General features: G+C 68.2%; 5 protein-coding genes. 2 read left to right on the top strand and 3 right to left on the bottom strand.

Annotation, left to right across the window (positions count from 1 at the left end; genetic code table 11):
• Window positions 1–13: 13 nt before the first annotated feature.
• Together QZ847_RS13930 and QZ847_RS13925 are read right to left on the bottom strand one after the other, a co-directional pair.
• Entirely contained in the window at window positions 14–1,600 is a 1,587-nt protein-coding gene (locus QZ847_RS13930) for a methyl-accepting chemotaxis protein (RefSeq protein WP_294357430.1), read from the bottom strand.
• On the bottom strand, window positions 1,597–1,896 hold the full coding sequence (locus QZ847_RS13925; protein WP_294190871.1) for a hypothetical protein: 300 nt from the start codon (window positions 1,894–1,896) through the stop codon (window positions 1,597–1,599). Before QZ847_RS13925 ends, QZ847_RS13930 begins: the two co-directional genes overlap by 4 nt.
• Before the next feature lie 130 nt (window positions 1,897–2,026).
• Between QZ847_RS13925 and QZ847_RS13920 the strand changes: the two genes are divergently transcribed.
• On the top strand, window positions 2,027–2,494 hold the full coding sequence (locus QZ847_RS13920) for a DUF3429 domain-containing protein (RefSeq protein WP_294357428.1): 468 nt from the start codon (window positions 2,027–2,029) through the stop codon (window positions 2,492–2,494).
• A gap of 4 nt (window positions 2,495–2,498) precedes the next feature.
• Here the strand turns inward: QZ847_RS13920 and QZ847_RS13915 are convergent, their stop codons facing one another.
• A complete protein-coding gene (locus tag QZ847_RS13915) occupies window positions 2,499–4,595 on the bottom strand; it encodes an ATP-binding protein (protein ID WP_294357425.1) in 2,097 nt (698 codons plus the stop codon).
• Window positions 4,596–4,881: 286 nt separating this feature from the next.
• Between QZ847_RS13915 and QZ847_RS13910 the strand changes: the two genes are divergently transcribed.
• The coding region (locus QZ847_RS13910; protein ID WP_294357423.1) for a DEAD/DEAH box helicase at window positions 4,882–5,841 on the top strand (960 nt) is incomplete at its 3' end.

Here is a 5,841-nt window from a genome sequence, read left to right as displayed (position 1 = left end):
CCCGCCATGTGCGTTACGCCGCGGCGTCGGCGCGCAGTTCCTCCACGAAGCGGTCGGTCGACTGGCGTAGCCGGCTGGCGTGCGCCGACAGGCTGGCGGCGGCGCTGCGCACGTCGACCGACAGCGTCTCGGCCGCGGTCGCGGCGCTCGCCACGACTGCGATCTGCTGCTCGACGTAATCGGCGCCGCGCGCGGCCTCGTGCGCGCTGCGCTCGATCTCGACCGCCGCCGAACGCTGCGCACCGACCGCGTCGCGGATTTTGTTCGCCGCCACCGTGACGCGCGTGACCATCGCGCTGGCAGCATCGAGGTCGCTCGCCGCCGCGGTCACACCGTGCTGGATGCCCGAAATCAGGTCGGCGATCTTCTGCGTCGCGTGCGCGGTGCCGGCGGCGAGCTGCTTCACCTCGCCCGCGACCACCGCGAAGCCGCGACCGGCCTCACCCGCGCGTACCGCCTCGATCGTCGCGTTGAGCGCCAGGAGGTTGGTCTGCGCCGCAATACCGCCGATCTGCTCGACAAAGCCGCCGATGTCGCCGGTTCGCGCGGCGAGGTCGCGCACCGCGCGATCGCTCGACGCCGCGCTGTCGCGCGCGGCCTGCGTCAGCGCACGCTGCTGCTCGGCATGTTCCGCCACCGTCTCCATCGATCCCGACAGGTAGCGGATCGCCGACGCGACTCCCTGCGCCGCCGATGACGCCTGCACCGCCCCCGCCGCAACCTCGACCGCCTGATGGCCCGCATCCGCCGCCAGTTCGTTGAGCGACACTGCCGAGCTGACCAGCTGCGCCGATGCCTCGTCGAGTGCGATCGCTACGCCCGCCACCGTATGCTCGAACGCACCGGCGAGCGTCAGCAGCGCGGCACGGCGCTCGGTCGCCAGCCGCTGCTCCGCCTCCTTGCGCCGCAACCGCTCGCGCGCCGACGTTTCCTCCGCGGCTTGGGCGGCGGCGAGCGCATCGACCGCACGTGCCGCGGCAGCCTCGGCGGCGAGCGACAGCTGTTCGCTGTGCAGCCGTGCCTGCTCCTGCGCGCGGTGCGCCTCGTCCTGCGCGATGATGAGCGTACGCAGCGCCTGCGTGACATACGCGAGCGCGCCGAACTGCAGCACCACCGCCACTGCGTGCAATACGACCCGGCCAAGATTGCCTGATCCGGTGAAGACCCAGTCGGGCACCACCGCCTCGAACAACAGGTGGTGCACCGCGATCAGCGCGGAGGCGAGCGCGATCGGGCGCCAGTCGCACAACAGCGTCAACGCGGCGAGCGCGACGAAAAAATACATGTGCGCGTCCATCTGCCACGCGTGTCCGCGCAACAGGTAGACGAACAGTGCGGGCATGACCGCCGCCTCCACCGCGACCGTCAGCCGCGCCGCGCGGTCGAAGCGTCCCATCACCGCCATCATGGTCGGCAGGATCATCGTCAGCGCCGCGACGATCAGCTCGAACCCGACACCCCGACCGTCGAGCAACAGGTCGCCTGCGACGAGCAGCGGCAGGCACAGCCACCCCGCCACGACCAGGGCGCGCACCCCGCGCCGCCTGAGCGCATCGAGCGCTGCCGAGCGGTGCGTGAATGCTGCAAGAGCCTCGCTCATGCCGCAACCTCCGCGCCACACAACGCGCTCGGCGCCGCCGTCACCAATATTCCTGCGCGCAGCAATGCGCCCATGTCGCGCGGATGATCGCCGCGCACGACCACCGATCCGATCGGCCCGCGTGCCAGCAGCGCGAACCCTTCGGCCAGTGCCGCCTGCGCGGGTCGCGCGTCGCGTGTCAGCGGTACGAACAACAGATTGCCGCGGTCTGGCGGCGCAAAAGCGAATGCGAGCAGCGCCGCCGCTCCTCCTACGATCTGCACCAGCGGCGAAATGTAAGAAAATGCGCTTGCCATGAGCGTCCGCTACGCTCGCGTTCGTTACCGAGCGGTTTAGCCTGGGCGCGACCTTACCTGCGACTGGATCGATGATGCGTGACTTGCGTAATCCCTCGACACGGCGGTGCGTCGGCGACGGAGGTGACGGATGAGGGACGCGGACGGGTACTCGGCCTTTGAGATTGCTACATTTCCGGTCGGGCGGGTCGCCTTCGCACTCGGCTTCGCAGGGCTGTTGCCGCAGGTCGCGGCGGCGCTGCTGGCGGGCCTGGGATATTTTTCCGGCGGCGCGATCGCGGTCGGCTATGCCGCGCTGATCCTCAGTTTTCTTGGTGGCATGTGGTGGGGACTGGCGATGTTTCTGCGACTCGGCCAGGGCGTGCTCGTCGCGCTGGCGGTCGTGCCTAGCCTGATCGCGGGCACGCTCGCCGCGTTCGCCTTCGTCCACCTGCCCTCCGCACTGGTCGCGCTCGGCAGTGCGATCCTGCTGACGCTGCCGGTCGACCGCTGGCTGACAACGCGAGGGCTCGCGCCGCCCAACTGGATGGCCCTGCGCATCCCGCTATCGGTCGGGTTGGGGACGCTGACGATCATCGCCGGCCTACTCGCCGCCTAGGTCATCAGTCGGCGAGCAGCAGGCTGACCTTGGCCGCGAGCATGTCCATCGCAAACGGCTTCGTCACCAACGCCATGTGTGGCGCCAACTGGCCGTTGCCGATCACCGCATTCTCAGCATAGCCGGTGATGAACAGCACCTTCAGTCCCGGCAGCCTTGCCAGCGCCGCATCGGCGACCTGGCGCCCGTTCATCTGCCCCGGCAGCCCGACATCGGTGACGAGCAGGTCCGGCGTCACACCGGAGGAAAGCAGGGCGAGCGCGCTCGCGCCATCACCCGCCTCCACCACGGAATAGCCCTGTTCCGACAATATTTCGGCAACCAGCATGCGGATCGTCGGCTCGTCGTCGACGACCAGGACGGTGCGGCCATCGGGCGGCGTTGCGGCTATATCGCGCAGCGACATGCCGCCCTCGCCTTCCTGCGCGCCGTAGTGACGCGGCAGGTAGATGCACAGCGTCGTGCCCTCGCCCAATTCGCTGTAGATGCGTACCTGCCCGCCCGACTGCCGCGCGAAACCGTAGATCATGGAAAGGCCAAGCCCGGTCCCCTCCCCCATCGGCTTGGTCGTGAAAAACGGATCGAACGCGCGCGCCTGCACCTCGGGCGTCATGCCTGAGCCGGTATCCGAGACGCACAGCGACAGATACTGCCCAGGCGTCAGGTCGCGTTCGCGCCCGGTGCGCTCGTCGATCCACTTGTTTGCTGTCTCGATCGTGATGCGACCACCGTCGGGCATCGCGTCACGCGCGTTGATGCACAGGTTGAGCAATGCATTCTCGAGCTGGTTCGGATCGACCAGCGCAGGCCATAGTCCCGCCGCGCCGACCACCTCCAGCGTGATCTGCGGACCGACGGTGCGCCCGATCAGCTCTTCCATCCCCGCGATCAGCCGGTTGACGTCGGTCGGCTTGGGATCGAGCGTCTGGCGGCGAGAAAAGGCGAGCAGCCGGTGCGTCAGCGCCGCCGCGCGCCTCGTCGCGCCCTGCGCTGCGGCGACATAGCGGTCGAGTTCGTTGACGCGCCCCTGTCCGACGCGCAGCTGCATCATCTCGAGCGAGCCGGAAATGCCGGTCAGCAGGTTGTTGAAATCGTGCGCCAGCCCTCCGGTCAGCTGCCCGACCGCCTCCATCTTCAGCGCCTGGCGAAGCTGCTCCTCCGTCCGCATCAGCTCGGCGGTGCGTGCCTCGACCTCGTCCTCCAGTCGTGCGTTGAGGTCGGCCAGTTCCTGCTCGGCACGCCGCCGCTCGACCGCGTCGCGCACGCGCTCCGCCACGTCGCGGACGAAGGCGATCTCCGCGTCGCTCCACGCGCGCGGCACTGCGTTGTTGAGGTACAAGAGCGCGACGAACCCGCCCCGTTCGGTCACCGGCATGTTGATGAACGACATCGCGGACAGTTGCCGCAATCCTTCGGCGGTGTCGCGGGTACGGGGATCGTCGCGCACGTCGGCGATCGCGACCGTCACGCCAGCCTTTAGATCCTCGATATAGCTGCCATAATCGCGGAAATGCAGCAGCGCGGGCAGCGGCACGATGCCATCGGCGCAGTAAGCACGCTCGGTCGTGATCGTCTCCGCACGCGGATCAACCGTGCCGTAGCCTGCGCGGCTGACATCGAGCACGCGCCCCAGCACTTGCGCCGCGGCGAGCGCCAGATCACCCGGATCGCCGCCCGCGCGCAGCCGATCGTTGATCTCGACGATGGCGGCGAGCCGCAACTCGTGCCGCTTGCGCGCGTCAATATCGTAGCTGACGCCGGGAAAGCCGACCACCGCGCCCGCCTCGTCGCGCTCGACGCGGCCCTGCGCCACCAGCCAGCGGACCTGCCCGTCCAGCCCGATGACACGATATTCCTGCTCGAACGGCTCGCCGGTCGCCAGCGTGTGCGCGATTGCCGCCTCGACCCGCGGCAGGTCGCCCGGGTGGATGCCGCCGAAAAAGGTCGCGATCGGCGCGCCCGCCGCCGCCACCTCCGGCGAGACGCCGTACATCGTCGCGAAGGAGGCGTCTGCGGTGATGCGGTCGGCGGGCACATCCCACTGCCACCGTCCGACGCTGAGTGCGCCGTCTCTGGTCGGGATCGCGAGCGGATCGGACATGGTCGAAATCAACTATCGTGATGGAACAGGAAGGATCGAAAGGGAGAGGTTGGCTGAACACCTTCCTGACCGGCTTGTTCAACCCCGACCTTGACTTTTTGCGGTGCGGCGAGCACATGGCGGGACATCGAGGCGTTTGCAGCGTGATCGATCCCGCAAGGGGTCCGGCTCCGCCTCGGTCGATCATCGACCGACCTCCCATGTCACGCGGGGTGTCTCTTCTACCCCCCACCCTCCTCACGCCCATTGCGTGTCGGGGGTTTGATTATCTTGGGACAATATTTCCATGTCATTCGCACATCTCGGCCTCGCCGAGCCGCTCGTCCGCGCGATCGAGGCCAAGGGCTATTCCGAGCCGACGCCGATCCAGCGCGACAGCATCCCGACCCTACTCGAAGGCCGCGACCTGCTCGGCATCGCGCAGACCGGCACCGGCAAGACCGCGGCGTTCGTGCTGCCCTCGATCCAGCGCCTCGTCGCCGCCGACAAGCGCGTGCTGCCGACGCACGTCCGCATGCTCGTGCTCGCCCCGACGCGCGAACTCGCCAGCCAGATTGCGGAAAGCGCGCGCGGTTACGGCGCGTTTTCCAAGATGTCGGTCGCGACCGTGTTCGGCGGCACCAGCATCAACAAGAACCGGCAGGACGTGGCGCGCGGCGTCGACATCCTGGTCGCAACCCCCGGTCGCCTGATCGACTGCGTCGAGCAGGGCTACATCAACCTGTCGATGATTGAGATCCTGGTGCTCGACGAGGCCGACCAGATGCTCGATCTCGGCTTCATCCATGCGCTGAAGAAGATTGTCCGCATGGTCCCGCGCAAGCGTCAGACGCTGTTCTTCTCCGCCACCATGCCGGTCGCGATCCGCGATCTGGCGGCGCAGTTCCTGACGGATCCCGCCACCGTCTCGATCAAGCCCGCGGCGACCACTGCCGAGCGCGTCGACCAGAGCGTGATCTTCTGCAACCAGGCCGAGAAGCAGGCGCTGCTGACGATCCTGCTGCAGGAAACGAAGATCGACCGCGCGCTCGTCTTCACGCGCACCAAGCACGGCGCCGACCGCGTCGTGAAGCTGCTCGCGGGCAACGGCATCGCGTCGAGCGCGATCCACGGCAACAAGAGTCAGCCGCAGCGCGAGCGCGCGCTTGCCTTGTTCAAGTCGGGCGAGGTGCCGATCCTGGTCGCGACCGATATCGCCGCGCGCGGCATCGACGTGTCGGGCGTCAGCCACGTGTTCAACTTCGAG

It is taken from the genome of uncultured Sphingomonas sp., assembly GCF_913778135.1.
GTDB lineage: Bacteria > Pseudomonadota > Alphaproteobacteria > Sphingomonadales > Sphingomonadaceae > Sphingomonas.
Note: the sequence above shows the minus strand (reverse complement) of the source record. Positions and strands in the feature narration are given on the sequence as shown.

Coding starts and splice junctions, on each gene's coding strand:
- QZ847_RS13930 (WP_294357430.1), bottom strand. CDS start 1,600: ATGAGCGAGGCTCTTGCAGCATTCACGCACCGCTCGGCAGCGCTCGAT.
- QZ847_RS13925 (WP_294190871.1), bottom strand. CDS start 1,896: ATGGCAAGCGCATTTTCTTACATTTCGCCGCTGGTGCAGATCGTAGGA.
- QZ847_RS13920 (WP_294357428.1), top strand. CDS start 2,027: ATGAGGGACGCGGACGGGTACTCGGCCTTTGAGATTGCTACATTTCCG.
- QZ847_RS13915 (WP_294357425.1), bottom strand. CDS start 4,595: ATGTCCGATCCGCTCGCGATCCCGACCAGAGACGGCGCACTCAGCGTC.